The sequence below is a fragment of the Bacteroidia bacterium genome, assembly GCA_026932145.1.
GTDB lineage: Bacteria > Bacteroidota > Bacteroidia > J057 > JAIXKT01 > JAIXKT01.
Genome location: JAIXKT010000009.1, coordinates 24,229 through 41,574 on the forward strand (window position 1 = coordinate 24,229; position 17,346 = coordinate 41,574).

Consider the following 17,346-nt stretch of genomic DNA (forward strand, 5'->3'; position numbering starts at 1 on the left):
AACATCTCAAATAAAACTTAACTGCTGATATTGCTTAAAATTAAAGCTGAAATTCAGAAAAGGTACTAAAAAACTATAAAATAAAAAACATAAATAGCTTATTAAAAGCTAATTATGAATTTATTTTTCAGCAGAATTATCTGTTTTTTTAATCAATATTTCAACAACGAAGTCATCGTTTTATGTTTTCTGGCTATAAGCCAATAGCTATCTTTTTGATTTACTTAGACTGATGCTAAGGTTGGTTTTGAAAACTGTTTTTTAATAACAAAGTAACACAGGATGATAACACAAAAGGAAATGTAAGTTGAATGACTTCAAACTTCATCATTATCAAGCTAATAGCAAGTGAAAGTAATATAGAAATCAATACCCAAATTCCGTCTTTCAGTAAATTGCCTGCAAACACAATAGCACATAATACTGCATTGTAGCTAAATAATCCAAGAGCTATGCTTTCGGTCGGGAGGGAAAACTGGTTTGCTAAAATCGCAGATAATACAGCACCTGCAAGCCCATACAAGGCTGAAATTGGGGAACTAACAAATACGGCCATGAAGAATATCGCTCCCGAAATGAGGTTTTCTTGAAAAATAACTTGGCCAAATCCTCTAACTGCAAAAGTAAAACTGTCGCCTGCCGAAACTACTAATACCGATGTTCCTGATACTAAATCCGGAAAATAATGTTGGGCTATGTAAAATATCAACCACGTTACCAAAACAAATGGTAGTGTGAATACCGGAATCCTCCGTATAATAAAAAATTGCTGAATTATTGTAGCTAAAAGAGAACCGATTATGACTATAATCCAACTCATCAACATAGGCTTAAAAAACAATGCAATGGCAGCACCCACTAATGCAGCATTGAACACATAAAGTCCTTTATTAGACTCAACTTCACCATAGCTAAATATTTTACTTGTAATTATCCCACATAAACTTGCCAAAATGGCCATAAATCCCATTGTGGGAAAACCATAGAAAATACCAACTATAAACAGAAAACCTGTAAGGGCATTTTCCTGAAGCATTATTTGCCCAAATCCTTTTAACATTGTGGTAGTCAATGCAGAGTAATTTATGAATAGATTCTTTTTGCTTATCCTGATGTTTTTCATGATGAACTGGTTTTTATCTATGGTCTATCGCTAAAGTTGTTATTCGTTGTAAAATACTTTAATGGTGCTAAAATACTCTAAACTTCAAGATTTGGGCTATGTTATAAACCACAAAAGAGGGACAAAAATCCCTCTTTTGTGGTTTATAACTAAAATGCAGTTAATTTTTGATAAGCGGTAATGTTGCTATTAGTTCATGAGCGCGGCGAATTTGTAAATAGTATATGCCGGCACTATTCAGAGAGCGGGTCTCGATGGTAGCCTTACCGTCATTAACCAGCAATGTACCGGTAGATATTGTTTTTCCCTCCAAATTCGTAATAGAATAATCTAATACATCTGAAGTTTTATCTGATACAGAAATAGTTACAATATCTCCTTGAATAGGATTAGGATATACTGATACCGGAACTTTGTTTATTTTGTTTCCCATTCCGGTAAGAAGCTGTAGGTTTCCTATATGTGCATACATAAAATCTGCATTATTATTTGAAAAGGTGCTGTCTTTATAGGAGGCAAAAAATAGTGGGGTAACTTCTCCTTCACGGTAGAAATTATAATAATAATTTGTAGTTCGTTTTCCTTGTGTTAAGCCGAAAGCTCCTAAAAGTAACGGTGAAGCAGGTGCACCATTCATAAAAAAGCTGTCTATCACTATTGTGTTGTTTTTTACCATCAGTACAGAAATGGGGGAACTATGCTGCCCTGTTTCGCTTTTAACTTGCATTGTACCGTATCCAATAACAGTATCATTTTCTACTAAGTGAGTTTTTCTTTGGCACGGTGCATTGTTTATACCATACATCAACACGGTAAGGTTAAAGTTCGTAGTAAAACCAAAGTCAGATGCCCAATTACTACCCATAGTAGCCGGAAAATGAATTGCATTTCGGGTAGATGAATAGGGAATATCTTGCTCTATAAATACCAAAGAGTCTGCTGAGTTACCTGATATAGAGCCAATTGGGATGGCTTGACGCGGAATATGCTCTCCAAAATATTGAAATCCATTAGGCGTAATAGCTCCCATAACATTTGAGCGATAAAAAAGGCTGGGGTTGATAACGTAGCGGGTGCTATCGTAGAATGTAGCCACTGGGAACGCTGTTGAAGTAACCGGCTTGCGGAACATAAAATAATGGGTATTTTGATCGTATGTTACCGAAGTCATATCCCAAGTTGTTGATTGTCCGGAGGTTATATTTGGATAAGTAGCTGACGTATCCAAACGCATAACTGTATCCGTAACGGATGTCCAATTACTATAACTACCTTGGTCTAAGGTAATTTGTGCAAATGCAGATGACGCAAATGCTAACGCTAAAAATGTGAATATTGCTTTCATAATATTATCTATTGTAAAAGTATGAATTCGCAAAGTTAGACTTTTTTATTCTTAAAATATGGGTTATTAAATTTTATATCTAAATTACTCTTTTTGGTAACGACCAAGCCAAAATCTCTGGGCATAATCATTGTTTATGGTATGGATAAAAACTACATTTGCAGAACTACCGATATTTGAATAATTTTGGAGCTTAATTACATTCAAAAAACTAACACTAAATATTAAGGATAGAGTATTTTCGTAATTCTATAAATATTTTTTACCAAAACTCTATTTATGATGTCTAATAATGGTTATTTTGTTATTAATAAAATATTGATTATTTTATGAAAGTCGTTATTCCGGCTGCAGGTGCAGGTGCACGCTTTCGCCCGCATACACATACGCAGCCAAAACCTTTAATTCCAATTGCCGGAAAGCCAATTTTAGGCCATATCGTTGACCAATTTATAGACGTTGGGATATACGATTTTGTGTTCGTAGTAGGCTATATGGGGGAGAAAATTATTGGATACATAGAAGAAAATTATCAAAATAAAATAAGCTATCAAATTGTTTATCAAGAAAAACGCTTGGGTTTGGCTCATGCTATTTTATGTTGCGAAAAGTTTATTGGTAATCAGCCATTTCTAATTAGCTTGGGGGATTCTATTATAGATACTGAGTTAGATTATTTTATTCAGCAAGAAAAGACCATTTTGGGCGTAGAAGAAGTAGATGACCCAACAAAATTTGGAATTGCAGTACTAAATGATAATCAGGAGGTTGTGTTTTTGCAAGAAAAACCAACTATTCCTCGCTCTAACCTTGCATTGGTTGGTTTGTATAGAATTCAGGAAACTCAAAATTTATTCCAATCTATTCACCACTTACTAAACAAAGATTTAAAAACCCAAAATGAATATCAACTCACTGATGCATTGTTAGTTATGTTAGAAAATGGTATTCATATTCATACACATAAGGTTCGTAAGTGGTACGACTGTGGCAGTAAAGAATCGTTGCTCTATACACATAAAACGTTGATGCAAAAAATGACACATCACTCCAAGCAGCACTTTCCTTCCTGTGTCATAATTCCTCCCATAACAATAGGCCAAAATTGTAACATAAAAAATTCTATATTAGGCCCTTATGTTGCTATTGCTGATAACACAACCGTTATTAGCTCCATCATTCAAAACTCAATAATTGGTTCTTATGCACAATTAGACTCCATTATTTTAAAAAATTCTTTGATAGGTAATGATGCCTCTTTGATAGGCCGCTCTCAATCTATCAATATTGGAGATAGTACAGAAATAAACTTTAATGATTAGTTACCAATAAGTTACATTATTGATAACTAATTAGGTTGCTTGCTTCAGAAAATATATATATAATATATCTCTAAAGGCATATTTTTTTATGTTTTTTAGCATATTTACGTGAACTATTATCTTCGTATTTGAGTTATTTAAAATAAAAAAATATGAAATCATCCATATTATCAACAGCCGCTATTGCGCTGACAATCAGCATCTTTACATCTTGTAATAATACGAATAAAGAGGTAAGTTCAGAAACAAACTCAGGTGCTGAATCAAACACTCCTGCTGAAACACCGATGAAGGTTATAACGTTGTCGGATTTTTCAGCTTCACCGGATTTTCCGGATGCTCAACTGGCTATTAAAGATGTAAAAACCGAAATGAAGGGAAAAGATTCCGTGAAAGTAACGATTAGCTATAACGTAAAAGGATATGAACTAAAGCACCAAACGGAATCAGATATAGCCAAAGAATGTAATAACTCTAAGGACGGCCAACATATCCACTTTATTTTGGATAACACTCCTTATGCCGCTCTGTATGAACCTACACGCAGTTTTGTAGTTCCCGTTAATTCCAAACATTATGTAATGTCCTTTTTATCACGTTCTTACCATGAATCCTTAAAAAACAAAAATGCAGGAGTTCTGTTATATTTCTCTGTTAATGAAAAAGGAGTCTATAAAAAGTTGGATAACCCCCAAAACCCAATGATTTTTTATAGCCGCCCAAAAGGCGATTATGCAGGAAATGACACCCAAAATATTTTATTAGATTTTTATGTTTACAATGCCACCTTATCTCCTAACGGCAACAAAGTGAAAGCCTCTATCAATGACAGTACTTTTACTTTGGATACATGGAAGCCAACATTTATTCAAAACGCTCCTATGGGTGCTTTAAAAGTTAAGTTAGAGCTATTAGACAAAGATGGCAATACAGTTTCCGGCGAAAATACCGTTATAGAAAGAACAGTTCAGTTAGCAGCAGAAACCCCAACGAAATAATACTTATTACTTTAATACTAAGTAGTTACGCTGATAAAAAATCAAAGGAAAGAAAAAAGTAGAAAAAGATATTGATTTTTAGCGTAGTTCAAATTATCTTTGCAATGGTTCAAAGTTGTCGCTTTTTGAATCAAAATAAACTTAATAAAATTATTTTTTTTAACCCCCTAAAATTATAACAGATTATGAAGTACGGTATTTTTCTCGCTGTAGTTTTTCTACTTCCCTTTATGGGATTTTCTCAGGTCGTTTATTCTGTTGATTCTAAAAGTGATGCAGATTTAAAAGTTTATGTAGCCAGTTCTAAAAGTGATGCAGACTTAGTAGTTTACAAAGCCTCTTCCAAAAGTGATGCCGGAAACAATAACGGAGTATGGTATTTTGCCTCCTCCAAGAGTGATGCCAAGAAAAAAGTTTACTTTGTCAGCTCTAAAAGTGATGCAGACTTTGTAATCTACTTTGCTACCTCTAAGAGTGATGCCGGCTGGAGAAATAACAGCAAAAAAGATAAAATGTATTGAGAACCCAAAAAACAATTTATTAATTTAAGAGAGTTTATTTTTCAATAAACTCTCTTTTTTTCAATACACAGTAAAAATATAACAACTTAAATAATCATTATTTAAAATTCTTATTGTGTAATTATTCAGAATAGTGTTATATTTGCCATAGAAAGGGCTATCTGTCGCGGATCCGTTTTGAAACTTCACGCTTTTTGAAAAATGGTGTTTTAGTAACCTGGGGCGGGCTTTCCAAGTGATAAACTTGTATTCTACGGAAACATGAAAGATTACCGAAAATTATTACACATCATGGTCTTGTTCAGTTTTAGAAGTTTTCTAAAGCCGAAGTGGCAGGTGGCCTCTTTCAAATATTAATTCATGCAGTTAAATATCTACTTAGATTATCAAAATATACATCCTGATTATTTTGATGCGTTAAAGCCTAAACTGCACAAAATATACCTCCTGATTGGTAGCGGACAAAAATTACCGGATAAAGTTGGGTTACAACTGATTCAGCATTCAAAAATAAGCAAGATTATCAACGTACAAGGTAGCTCTAAAAATAATTTAGACTTTCACTTGTCATTTTTATTAGGAAAACATCACCAAAAAGTTTCCAAAAAGATAACTTTTGTAATTGTTTCAAAAGATAAAGGTTTTGATTATTTAGTGCATTACCTCAATACGTGTGGTAGAAAAACTATTCGGGTAGAAGAACTTTCAGAAAAAGCAATTAAAAGTAGCCTAAAAAACCAACAGCAATCCAAAATCAAACCAGAAATAGAGCTAACGGAGCAAGCAGAAAGGTTCTTAATCACTATTTTAAAACTCAAACCAGAACATCGCCCCAGAAAATATAACCGGATTTTGAACTCTATTACGTCAATTTGTGCCGGTTTTAACGACAGTGTAGAGTTGATTTACAGATATTTGTTAGAAACAGGAAAGCTCCAACACAAGGAGGATAAGATTATCTATCAAGATGAACTTGGAAATTAGCGCAGTTTTCTATGGTTTTCAGGTTTTTATATGATTGTGGTGTAGCTATTTATGGACTGGTTATTGGCTTAGCATCCGTTGGAAATTCCAAAGCGCGTGATTTTATTGAAGGGAGAAAACAATGGCAAAGTAAATTGCCTAATGTTTCCCAAAACGTTATTTGGCTACATTGTGCTTCCTTAGGTGAATACGAACAAATTGTGCCTATTTTGGAGCATATTCGTACCCAATTTCCGGATATTTTTATTGCATTAACATTTTTTTCCCCTTCTGGATACAAAGCTCGCAAAAATACTTCCTTAGCAAATTGGGTCGGTTACTTACCCTTAGATACCTCCCGTAATGCTCGATATTTTATCCATAAATTAAACCCTTGCTGTGCTATCTTTGTCAAATATGAGTTATGGTATCATTTTTTGAGCATTTGTAACCATAAAAATATTCCCTTGTTTTTAGTAGGCGGAAGACTTCATACCAAATATTGGGGTTTAACTTGGGGAAAATATTGGTTTCAACCCATAATTAATTTTTTTAGGAAAGTTTACACCTTAGATACTTCCAGCTCATTATTATTCAATACGTTATTACCAAAAGAGAAAATAATTTTGGCCGGAGATACCCGTTATGACCGCGTAATGGCTTTAAAATCAAGCAGAAAATTGATTCAAAAAATAATAGACTTTACGCAAAATACACCAACAATAGTAGCCGGAAGTGTTTGGCAACCAGATATTATATTGCTGTTAGAAGCCCTAAAAGCTATCAACTGTAAAGTAATTTGGATTCCACACGAGCCTAATTCAGAGATAGTTAGATATATAAAACAAAAAACAAACGGGATTACCCTAACCGAATGGGAGCAACGGTCAGATGGCCCTCAAACCGGGCATCTGATTATAGATAGAATTGGGTTGCTTTCATCCATTTACTCCGTAGCTTGGGTAGCTTGGGTCGGAGGGGCATTCGGTTCAGGGTTACATAATATTTTAGAACCACTTAGTTTGGGTATTCCTACTGCCTTCGGAACAAAAATCAAAAAGTTTCCGGAAGCCATTGAAGCATCTTCGCAGAATATAGCCAAGCCTTGCCAAACAGCATCCGATTTTGTCAGTTTTGCAAATCCAATCATTACGAATAGCTCTATTCGGAATCAATATCAACTCAAAATCCAGCAATTTATGGAGGAACATACCGGATCCACCCAAGTAATTTGGGATGATTTATCGAATGAAATCCGTGAGTTAGTAACAAAATAATTTCCTTAGAAATTTTTTTTAACTTGATTAGCAAATAGTTTTAAAAAAAATAGCTGAAATATGCTTAATCTTGTTGCAAAGAGTAATTTTATAGCTAACTTTGCGCCACGAAATTCCTCCTTAGCTCAGCTGGTTAGAGCGACTGACTGTTAATCAGTAGGTCCCTGGTTCAAGCCCAGGAGGGGGAGCCAAAATTCAAAAGCCGCTTTTTTAAAAGCGGCTTTTTTCTTTAAAAACCCCAAAAAGTTTACTTTACTATAAACTCTCCATTATAGGTTAGCCCAATTTTTAGCACGAGAAACGGCATTTTGCCAACGGCTTATCTGATAATTCCGAATCTCCGATGATATATTCGGAATAAACAACCTATCTTCTTGGCGCAGCTTTTTTAATATATTAATATCCGTTAATAGATTGTTACCAAAAGCGGCTATCAATGCTGCCCCCCAAGCTGTGGTCTCTTTGTTTTTGGGACGATTTACCTCGATACCGGAAATATCGGCTTGAAACTGCATCAATAAGTTATTTTCACTCACACCACCATCTACTTGGAGGCTTGGAATAGGAATCTGTGTGGACTCAACCATTGACTGAATTACTTCTTGGGACTGAAAGGCCATCCCTTCAAGGGCAGCCCGAATTAGTTGGTTTTTGGTAGTGCCTCGGGTCAGCCCAACTATAGTTCCCCGTGCATTTGGGTCCCAATGAGGTGTGCCAAGACCAGCAAAAGCCGGAACAAAATATACATCTCCGGTATCTGTGGTATCGGCAAGTTGAGTATCTAAATGCTGAACATCGGTCAAAACGCCAATAGATTCTAACCATTGTAGCGAAGCACCTGCACTAAAAATAGCACCTTCCAAAGCGTAAGTTATCTGATTCCCGATTTGCCAAGCAATAGTGGTAATCAGGCCATTTTGGCTCAAAATAGGCTGATTACCGATATTCATCAGCATAAAACAACCAGTTCCGTAGGTATTTTTGAGCATCCCTTCTTGAACACAGCCTTGCCCAAACAAAGCAGCTTGTTGGTCTCCCAAAATTCCAGTTATGGGAATTTCACCCCCAAATAGTTGAGTAGTAGCAAACAAGCCGGCAGAAGGTATAATCCGAGGCAGTATTTCCTGCGGAATACCAAAAAAATCGCACAGTGAAGAGTCCCATTGCCCGTTGAGATTGCATAACAACGTTCTGGAGGCATTAGAAACATCAGTAGCATGAACACGGCCATTGCTAAGTTTCCAAAGTAACCAAGAATCAATGGTTCCAAAAGCAAGTTGGTTATTTTTAGCCTTTTGAAGAGACTCAGGAATGTTGTTAAGCAACCAGTTGATTTTGGTTGCGGAAAAGTATGGGTCTAACAGCAGCCCTGTTTTTGCGTGGATAGCCGCTTGATGTCCTTGTTGGATATATTCGGCACATTGTTCACTGGTTCTGCGATCTTGCCAAACGATGGCGGGGGCAATTGGTTTTCCGCTTAGTTTATCCCAGATTACCGTTGTTTCGCGCTGGTTGGTGATTCCGATAGAGTTAAGCTGTGTTGAAAGAATGCCGGCAGAATGAAGTGCTTCTTGGGCTGCTGCCATTTGGGCTTCCCATATTTCTTCGGGGTCTTGCTCTACCCAGCCCGGCTGAGGATAGGATAATTCAAAACTGCGCCTCCCAAGACCTAATACACGGCCTTCTAAATCAAAAACCAAAGCACGTGCCGAAGATGTCCCTTCATCTAAAGCTAATATGTAAGTACTATTCATCGAAATGTAAAATTGCAGCTTATTAAAATAAATATCAGTACACGACAAAAATATAATAATTTTTAGAGATTGGGGGAATAAATTTTGACAAAGAGTTGACATTCTGTCTATCAAAGGATTATCTTTCACGCAATACCTTTAACGAAGAACATCAGCTCAGAGGACGAAGATACAGAGCTATTAGCTGTACTTAGGGTTCATTTTACGTTTTTTTCAATTTAGCAAGGATTCGTATTATCTACTTGTTTATCAGCTAATTATCTAAAGTTTGGGCTGTAAATTTTGCTAAACTCTCCGCCGGATTTTTCTCCTAAGATTGCCTCTTCAAGTAATTACAGACGTATTCAGCGATTTATAGCCAAGGCAGAATTACCGATGCAGTGGATTTCTCAACTTATTTTTAAACTCTTACCTCAAAAAGATTCACTCGTCTTAGAGGTTGTTTAAAAATGGTGTAAAAATTGTTAAATTATTTAATATCACATGGTTAAATACATATTTATTTGTATATTGCTGATTATTAATCAGATAATTAAGCAAGTATGAAAGCCTACCCAACCAACCTAACTGATATTCAGTACGAAGCTATTGAAAAAATAGTAAATGATAACAGGAAAAGAAAGCATCCTTTAAGATGTATTGTAGACGCATTATTGTACATCACCAAAACTGGTGTTCAATGGAGATTGCTGCCTAAAGATTTCCCTAAGTGGCAACTCGTTTATTATTATTTCAGAAAATGGACAGCAGAAGGGCTTATTGAAGAAATACATGATTTTTTGCGTGATAAGTTAAGAAAGGAAAAAGGAAAACATGTTTCACCAAGTCTTGGATTAATTGATAGTCAAACTGTTAAAACTTGTTCTTTCTCGTTATCAAACGGTTATGACGGAAACAAGAAAATTAAAGGAAGAAAAAGACATATTATTACTGACACATTCGGATTTATTATAGCTATTGTGATTCATAACGCTGATATTCAGGACAGAGAAGGAGCTAAATATGTTCTTGAAGAATTAAGATATAAGTACCCTAGATTGACAAAAATATTGGCAGATCAAGGTTATACCGGTAACTTAGCTGAATGGATTTTAAAAAGTTTGAATTACACTTTGGAAATTGTAAAAAAAGTGGCAGGAATTAGTGGATTTAATGTCTTACCCAAGAGATGGATAGTTGAACGAACTTTTGGATGGCTTGGTTTTCAACGAAGATTGGTTAATGACTATGAATTCCACCCCGAATGCAGTACAAGCTTTGTGCACTTAGCTATGATTAGAATTATGCTTAACAGAATAAAAAAATAAATTTTAAACAACCTCTTAGTACTGGATAGAACAAATTGGAAATTGGAAGAAAAAAACATCAACATTCTGATGTTGGGGGGTAAGCTATAAAAAACGTAGCTTTTCTATTGAGGTTCAAGATGTTAAACAAAAAACAAAATTCATACACTTCGGAGAGAATTGCTTTGATAAAAGATTTCACCGAATGCTTCAGCAAAGACTGCATAGTACTCCTGGCTTCATCAATAGGACACCCAAAAGTTCAAAACAGTGCTAATAGCCATTTTTGTTCTTCTGTTTTATCAAGCAACATAAGTTTGTTTTCATTGGATTGCGGCAACCGGATAGTAAGTCCAAAGATTGTCTTTAAAATATCAATAGCTTTTTCAGGGCTTATTCCTGCCTTTTTGATGTTTAATTGACGTTCTAACTCTTTGTATAACTTGCAAGCAGCAAAAGCAATGCAAATATGTGCTTCTATCCTACGTTTTTTGTAATGATAAATTGGTCGCACTCTTAAATCTGTTTTAGTAATTCTGAAGGTTTTCTCTATTTGCCATAGTTGGCGATAATATGCCATTACTGTTTCCTTATCAAGTTTGGTGTTGGTTAGATAACCTTTCAACCCATCCCATTTTGTATCGTCTTTAAATTTCTCCTCATCAATAACAATATTTACTTCTCCTTCCAACCGCAAGTATTTGTTGTAGCCTTTGTTATTGATATGCTTTTTTGTGAGCTTACCACTACTTAAAAGTTTTCTAAGCCGCTCCATTCCTTTTTTCCGGTTATAAGCATCCTTGTGAGCACGATTTTCTGAATAATGAAGAACAATTCTGAGTGCTTCGTCTTTCTTGATTTCTATGCTTTGATCATCTGCCAATTGAAAAGACAGCAATTGTTTTTGCATCTCTTCTGATTCATTTTTGATTCTTGCTCCTATAATAAAATCATAGCTGTGGTTTAATAAAGCTGTAATATTCTTATTGGACATCAAGCCGGAATCTGCAACCACAATCATCTGCTGCATTTTATATTTCTCTTTAAAGGCTTCAATAACAGGAAGCATGGTATGCCCTTCAAATTTATTACCTTCAAAGATTTCATAATCTAATGGATAGCCATTTTCGCTCACTAATAACCCCAACACTATTTGTGGCTGGTTGTGTTTACCATCTTTACTAAATCCTGTTTTACGAAAATCATCCTCATCTGCTGCTTCAAAGTAAAGCGTGGTTACATCATAAAATGCTACTGTTATTTTTCCCCCTAATAGGTTTATGGTATGATCAAAATTGATTTGCTGTATTTGCTTCATCTGCTTGCTATGCATCTTATCCAAGTAGCGATAAATATCATTGACGTGAAGCGTAATGCCTTTATATTTTTGAAGATAATCAATCGTTTTTAGTTTATACGATAGTGAAAAATAAACAAGACCAATATTTTGCATATTGGGTTTTTTATTTTATTTTTGGTCTTTAATATAAATCATTATGTCATTTGCATTATGAGCGTGTTGCATAACCTCTAAATTTTAAAAAAGCCCAAATTTTCTCCCGTTCAAAATAAATTTTGATTTTTTGGGGAGTTTATAGGGAGTTTTTTTACATTTTACGTCTTTTTTTGTGGGTGTGGGGTTTCATTTTTTATGTTTTTGCCCCTTTTTCGCCTCATTTTTACCAATTGGGCGTATTTTGGGCCTACAGGCTTAAAATAGCTGCATTTGAGGTGGTGCCGTTTTTGGTGTTAACATATTGTTTACTAATAGCTTAGGTAACCTATACAGGTTGTATGCAATTGCTTCCAGGGCGTGCTGGGCGTGGGTTTTGGCGATGCCCACATAGCGGGCGGTGCCGCCGCCGAACCAGCTTTTGGTGCCGGCAAAGGTGCGCTCTATTTTGTAGCGGTGTTTGCCGCAGAGTTGGTTGAATTTGAGTTGTAATTTTGTTAAGGGTTTGTTTTTCACTGCTTTATAACACACTCTATCTTTAAGTCCCTTCGCTTTGAGGTAGGTGGTATGGGCTTTGGATTTGTAGGCTTTGTCGGCATAGATGGCGACTTTTGGGGGAACTTGTGCCTTGGTTATCAATGTGTTAAAGTGGTTATGGTCATGGACGTTGGCGGGTGTGGTCTCCAGGGCAAGGACCAATCCGTTGCCGTCGGTAATAACGTGTTTTTTGTAGCCAAAGCGGGTTTCTTTGCCTTTTTTGAGCCAGCGGGCTTCGTCGTCCACGCCAGGTTGATTTACTTTAACAAGCTTTAATTCAGCCGTTTGTGTTTGTATAGCTTCTTCCGTTTGTTCGTTTTCTTTTCTGTCTTCGGCAATTTCGTAGGTGGGTTTTCCGGTGGGTTTGCGGGGGCTGTCGGTAATGGAGGCATCTATTATGCAGCCGGATTTTACCGTAATAGCATGTTTATCAAGCTGTTGGTTAAGTTCTTGCAACAGCAAGTCGTAGGCATTGCTTCCTGCCAGTTCGTTGCGGAAGCGGCACAGGGTGCTGTGGTCGGGTACTTCGTCTTCAAGACTCAGCCCAACGAAGGTCATCCAGCTTAAATCGGTGTTGGTCCTGTCTTCTATGTCTCTGTCGCTCAGGCTTTTATACCAAACGCCGAGCAGTAGCATTTTGAAAAGAATAATGGGGTTGTAGGCGGGTCTGCCGTCCGGTCTAAGCCCTTTTGGGTAGTGTTTTTGAAGTATTTTTACGATTGATTCCCAATCAATTACCTCATTTATTTGCTTTAGAAACGCGTTTTTAGAACTGCGTTTAGAAACGTAGGGCTGGCTAAAACTCATCTGTATTTGGGCGTGCTTTATCACACCACAAAAATAATAAATTAGTTAATTAATTCAAAATCAAATAGTTAAATATTTTTATTCTTTTTGTCGTGCAACAGGCTCAACTAATCATTCCAAAAAATATCTTCCTATTATTTCTACCTCCTTACAGCCCAGAGTTAAACCCTGCTGAAAAGATATGGCAACATATCAAAAGAAAGTTTACCAATAAACATTTCGAAAATTTAGAACAAATCAGCACATTCTTTGACCAAGCAATAAAGAACCTAAGCCCTCAAATGGTAATGTCTATATGCACATTCAAATATATGAATATAGATACATTTTGGTCTAATTAAAATATCATTATCGTATAAATTGTAAAAAAAACTCCCCATAAACTCCCCAAAAAATCAAAATTTATTTTGAACGGGAGAAAATTTGGGGTTTTTAAAAATTTAGAGGTTGTGCAACACGCTCTACTTGTTTATCAGCTCGCTATGTAAAGTTCGGACTGTTAATTTTGCTAAACTCTCCGCCGGATTTTTCTCCTAAGATTGCCTCTTCAAGTAATTACAGGCGTATTCAACGATTCATCGCCAAGGCAGAATTACCAATATAATGGATTTCTTAACTCATTTCCAAACTCTAACCTCAAAAAGCAGTCGCCTTGGGGTTAGATTGAACAAATTGGAAGTTGGGAGAAGTAAGGCATTGCCATAGAATCCTGAAAATACAAAGAGAATCTTGTTATTTATTGGGGATAAAAGCCATAAATGGCGGAAAATTAGAGTATTGCATTATAGCTTCGTTCTATAAACCCGAAGAATTTATGGAGAAATACAAGCAAAGATAGCAGGTTGAAACCCTTTTTCGCGGTCTGAAATCAAGTGATTTTAATTTAGAAGATACCTACGTTACCCGCTTGGAGAGATTAGAAAAACTGATTCTGTTGGTTATGGTTGCTTTTGTTTGGGGCTATAAAGTTTCCGGTTTTATAGCCCCAAAAATCAAACCTATAAAAATCAAAAAACATGGCCATAAAGCTATATCAGTCTTTCGATATGGACTCGAGTACTTATCAAGAATACTTATCTCAAAATATAACAACCTAAATATCAACTATTTAAAATTTTTGTCACTTACGGTAAATGATAATAGTCCTAATGCTATTATATCTAAAGTTAAAAATCTAATTTTGTCCAGCGTTTTGTTGAGCGACATTCGTTTTAAAGGGAGTCTTTGCGCAGCAAAATACGAAGGACAAAACTACGCTGCAGGCGTAATGTCGCTCAACTAATTGACTTACGTAGTACCGCTAATTTTTCAAGGGTATCTTGCTTTTTCTGTATTTCACGCTCAATGACTTCCGGTTTGGCATTTGCTAAAAACTTTTCATTAGATAGCTTGCTTTCAATACTTTGTAAGAAGTTTTCTAAATGTTTTATTTCTGCATCATTTTTTTCTTTAGCAGCCTGTTCGTTTTCGGTTGTATTTTGGATAGGGATAAAAACTTCATTTGCTTGCAAAATAATTGGTCGAATATTTTCTAATGAGTTTTCTATCAATTTAATAGACTCAATGTGAGCCAATTTTTGGGCAAGACTTCCGTATTGTGCAAATATTTCTGACTGGCTTGTTTTGATTAAAACCGGCAAAACCTGCTTTTGTGCCAAATTATGGGTTACTCTAAATTGCCGAATTGCTGATATAAGTTCTTGGGTGAGATTTATAGCGGCAAAAAGTCTTTCGTGGTCATCGTGAAGAATAGGTTGCGGTACGCTGCTTATCATGATACTTTGGCCTTTTTGGCGAGGCTTTATTTCTTGCCAAATTTCTTCGGTTATGAAAGGCATAAATGGATGCAATAATCTCAAAATGGCATCAAATGCTTCTAAAACAGCTTGATGCGTTTTGGGGTGAATTGGCTGCCCAAAGGCAGGTTTTACGAACTCCAAAAACCACGCACAGAAGTCATTCCAGATTAAACGATAGAGTGTCATCAGGGCATCCGAAATCCTAAACTTACCAAATTGTTGCGAAAGTTCATCGGCTGCATACGCTATTTTTTGTTGAATCCATTGAATAGCAATGGATTCGTGAAGTAACTGAAGTGCGTTATCTTGTGGATTCCAAGAGGCAATGAGCCGATAAGCATTCCAGAGTTTATTAGCAAAGTTTCTTCCTTGCTCACATAGGCTTTCATCAAAAAGCAAGTCGTTTCCTGCTGGAGAGCAAAGTAGCATCCCAACTCTAACGCCATCAGCGCTATATTGGGTAATCAACTCTAAGGGGTCTGGAGAATTCCCCAATTGTTTGCTCATTTTCCGGCCGATTTTGTCTCGCACTATTCCGGTGAGATATACATTTTCAAAGGGTGGTTTGTGTGTGTATTCTATTCCGGCCATAATCATTCGTGCAACCCAAAAAAACAGTATCTCCGGCGCAGTAACCAAATCTTGAGTTGGATAATAATATTGGAAGTCAGGATTTTGTGGGTTTTCAAAGCCATCGAATACCGAAATTGGCCAGAGCCATGAAGAAAACCATGTGTCTAAAACATCTGGATCTTGGGTAATATCCTGCTCTGTATATTCCGGCAAATGTTCTTTTTGTCGTTGGATATTAGCTTGCGTTAATGCCTCTTTGGGCGTTTTAGCTACGATATAGCTATTATCCGGTAAATAGAAAACGGGAATCCGGTGCCCCCACCAAAGTTGCCGCGAAATGCACCAGTCTTTGACATTTTCCATCCAGTGCTGATAGGTATTTATAAATTTTTCAGGGATAAACTTAACTGTTTCTTGTAAAGCTACTTGCAAAGCCGGTGTAGCCAAATTTTGCATTTTCAAAAACCATTGTAAACTTAAACGTGGCTCCACAACGGCATTGGTTCGCTCTGAAAAACCAACTGAATGTTCAATTTCTTGAATTTTTTCCAGCAGATTATGCTCTTGTAAACTATCTACGATAAGTTCGCGAGCCTCAAAACGGTCTTTTCCAACAAAAAGTTGGGCTGATTCATTAAGGGTTCCATCTGGATTCAGTATATCAATTACTTTTAATTGATGTTTTAGGCCAATTTCATAGTCATTAATATCGTGGGCAGGGGTAACTTTCAAACATCCGGTACCAAATTCAGGGTCAATGTAAGTATCTTGGATAATGGGAATTCTTCGGTTAATGAGCGGGACAAAGGCATATTTTCCCGCAAGATGCTGATAACGTTCATCTTGCGGATGAACGGCTATTGCTACGTCTCCTAAAATTGTTTCTGGACGAGTAGTGGCCACGGTGATGTATTTTCCTTGAGAATCTTCCAAAGCATACCGGACAAAGTAGAGTTTTCCCTGCACTTCTCTGTAGATTACCTCTTCATTTGAAAGTGCAGTAAGTCCCTGCGGATCCCAATTTATCATACGCAACCCTCTGTATATCAATCCTTTTTTATATAAATCAATAAAAACATCAGTAACGGCATCTGATAATTTAGGTTCCATGGTAAAGCGGGTTCTATCCCAGTCGCAGCTACAGCCTAAATAACGGAGTTGTTTTAAAATTATGCCTCCGTATTTTTCTTTCCATTCCCAAGCGTGTTTTAAAAATCCTTCTCGAGTAATCTCATTTTTATGGATTCCTTTTTCTCGTAATAGATTTACGACTTTGGCTTCGGTAGCAATTGAGGCGTGGTCTGTGCCGGGTACCCAGCAGGCATTGAAGCCTTCCATCCGCTTTCTGCGAATCAATACATCTTGAATGGTATTATTGAGCATATGCCCCATGTGCAGCACACCGGTTACGTTTGGAGGCGGAATTACAATCGTATAAGGCTTCCGGCTATCCGGAATAGACTTAAAAAACTTTTGTTCTAACCAATATAGATACCATTTATTTTCAACCTCTTGAGGTTGGTATGTTTTGGACACAAGGTTTTCTGTACTCATAATATAATTGGCTGCGAAGTTACAAAAACACAAT

The 17,346-nt window shown here is 36.3% G+C and carries 14 protein-coding genes, 1 tRNA gene and 1 pseudogene; 10 read left to right on the forward strand and 6 right to left on the reverse strand.

Annotated elements, in window-relative coordinates; translation table 11 throughout:
* Positions 1-235 precede the first annotated feature (235 nt).
* Both LC115_03655 and LC115_03660 read right to left on the reverse strand, forming a co-directional pair.
* Entirely contained in the window at positions 236-1,123 is an 888-nt protein-coding gene (locus LC115_03655) for an urea transporter (protein ID MCZ2355782.1), read from the reverse strand.
* Between the two features lie 160 nt (positions 1,124-1,283).
* Entirely contained in the window at positions 1,284-2,468 is a 1,185-nt protein-coding gene (locus tag LC115_03660) for a T9SS type A sorting domain-containing protein (protein MCZ2355783.1), read from the reverse strand.
* 329 nt (positions 2,469-2,797) lie between these two features.
* Here LC115_03660 and LC115_03665 point away from each other — a divergent pair, with 329 nt between their 5' ends.
* The 6 genes from LC115_03665 to LC115_03690 all read left to right on the forward strand — a co-directional run bounded on the left by LC115_03665 (position 2,798) and on the right by LC115_03690 (position 7,740).
* Positions 2,798-3,790 carry an NTP transferase domain-containing protein gene (locus tag LC115_03665; GenBank protein MCZ2355784.1) on the forward strand — a complete coding sequence of 331 codons (993 nt, stop codon included), beginning with the start codon at positions 2,798-2,800 and terminating at the stop codon, positions 3,788-3,790.
* Between the two features lie 152 nt (positions 3,791-3,942).
* Positions 3,943-4,788, forward strand: coding sequence for a hypothetical protein (locus LC115_03670; GenBank protein ID MCZ2355785.1), 846 nt, complete (start codon positions 3,943-3,945; stop codon positions 4,786-4,788).
* A 185-nt stretch (positions 4,789-4,973) separates the two neighbouring features.
* On the forward strand, positions 4,974-5,309 hold the full coding sequence (locus LC115_03675; protein MCZ2355786.1) for a DUF6150 family protein: 336 nt from the start codon (positions 4,974-4,976) through the stop codon (positions 5,307-5,309).
* Between the two features lie 360 nt (positions 5,310-5,669).
* Entirely contained in the window at positions 5,670-6,293 is a 624-nt protein-coding gene (locus LC115_03680) for a hypothetical protein (protein MCZ2355787.1), read from the forward strand.
* An 11-nt stretch (positions 6,294-6,304) separates the two neighbouring features.
* Positions 6,305-7,549, forward strand: a complete 1,245-nt coding sequence (locus LC115_03685) for a hypothetical protein (GenBank protein ID MCZ2355788.1) — start codon at positions 6,305-6,307, stop codon at positions 7,547-7,549.
* Positions 7,550-7,663: 114 nt separating this feature from the next.
* Positions 7,664-7,740 (forward strand) — tRNA-Asn (locus LC115_03690).
* A gap of 78 nt (positions 7,741-7,818) precedes the next feature.
* On the opposite strand, the gene glpK is transcribed toward LC115_03690, so the two are convergent.
* On the reverse strand, positions 7,819-9,303 hold the full coding sequence (gene glpK / locus LC115_03695; GenBank protein MCZ2355789.1) for a glycerol kinase GlpK: 1,485 nt from the start codon (positions 9,301-9,303) through the stop codon (positions 7,819-7,821).
* A gap of 282 nt (positions 9,304-9,585) precedes the next feature.
* On the opposite strand from glpK, the gene LC115_03700 reads away from it, so the two are divergent.
* The gene (locus LC115_03700) at positions 9,586-9,750 is read left to right on the forward strand and encodes a hypothetical protein (GenBank protein ID MCZ2355790.1); all 165 of its coding nucleotides are present in this window, start codon (positions 9,586-9,588) and stop codon (positions 9,748-9,750) included.
* Positions 9,751-9,845: 95 nt separating this feature from the next.
* Positions 9,846-10,610, forward strand: coding sequence for an IS5 family transposase (locus LC115_03705; GenBank protein ID MCZ2355791.1), 765 nt, complete (start codon positions 9,846-9,848; stop codon positions 10,608-10,610).
* 241 nt (positions 10,611-10,851) lie between these two features.
* On the opposite strand, the gene LC115_03710 is transcribed toward LC115_03705, so the two are convergent.
* Both LC115_03710 and LC115_03715 read right to left on the reverse strand, forming a co-directional pair.
* Positions 10,852-12,042 carry an IS1634 family transposase gene (locus LC115_03710; protein ID MCZ2355792.1) on the reverse strand — a complete coding sequence of 397 codons (1,191 nt, stop codon included), beginning with the start codon at positions 12,040-12,042 and terminating at the stop codon, positions 10,852-10,854.
* A gap of 258 nt (positions 12,043-12,300) precedes the next feature.
* A complete protein-coding gene (locus LC115_03715) occupies positions 12,301-13,410 on the reverse strand; it encodes an IS5 family transposase (GenBank protein ID MCZ2355793.1) in 1,110 nt (369 codons plus the stop codon).
* Positions 13,411-13,493: 83 nt separating this feature from the next.
* Between LC115_03715 and LC115_03720 the strand changes: the two are divergent.
* Positions 13,494-13,583, forward strand: a pseudogene (locus LC115_03720) (transposase).
* Between the two features lie 710 nt (positions 13,584-14,293).
* A complete protein-coding gene (locus LC115_03725; protein MCZ2355794.1) occupies positions 14,294-14,668 on the forward strand; it encodes a hypothetical protein in 375 nt (124 codons plus the stop codon).
* Here LC115_03725 and LC115_03730 read toward each other — a convergent pair.
* The gene (locus LC115_03730) at positions 14,661-17,312 is read right to left on the reverse strand and encodes a valine--tRNA ligase (protein MCZ2355795.1); all 2,652 of its coding nucleotides are present in this window, start codon (positions 17,310-17,312) and stop codon (positions 14,661-14,663) included. The two genes, LC115_03725 and LC115_03730, sit on opposite strands and share 8 nt — an antisense overlap.
* Positions 17,313-17,346 lie beyond the last annotated feature (34 nt).